Origin of the sequence: Parafrankia sp. Ea1.12, from assembly GCF_900465275.1 — a bacterium.
Lineage (GTDB): Bacteria > Actinomycetota > Actinomycetes > Frankiales > Frankiaceae > Parafrankia > Parafrankia soli.
Window position 1 is genome coordinate 1 of the sequence record NZ_UBIZ01000268.1, and the last position, 244, is coordinate 244.

At 71.7% G+C, this 244-nt stretch carries 2 pseudogenes; one reads left to right on the forward strand and one right to left on the reverse strand.

From position 1 onward, the window contains the following. Positions 1–133 (reverse strand): annotated as a pseudogene (locus tag FMEAI12_RS12475) (amidohydrolase); the annotation flags it as partial. Between FMEAI12_RS12475 and FMEAI12_RS38060 the strand changes: the two are divergent. Next, positions 119–244 (forward strand): annotated as a pseudogene (locus FMEAI12_RS38060) (amidohydrolase); the annotation flags it as partial. The pseudogenes FMEAI12_RS12475 and FMEAI12_RS38060 overlap by 15 nt on opposite strands.

A 244-nucleotide genomic window follows, 5' to 3' on the forward strand; every position in this document is an offset into this window, starting at 1 on the left:
GGGAGAGCATCGGAACGGCGAAGATCCGGTCCTGCTCGGCGTAGCCCCAGTCCTCCTCGAGCCACCGGTTGAACGCGCGCAGGCTGGCGTAGGTCAGTTCGACGTCGTCCGCCATGTCCTGCTCGACATCGACCACGCCGTGGCCGAGCTGAAGCGGGTGCTGGACGCCGACGCGCGCCTGGTGCACCTGCGCCCCGGGCCGATCGGCGGCCGCTCCCCCGCGCACCCCGACTTCGACCGGTTC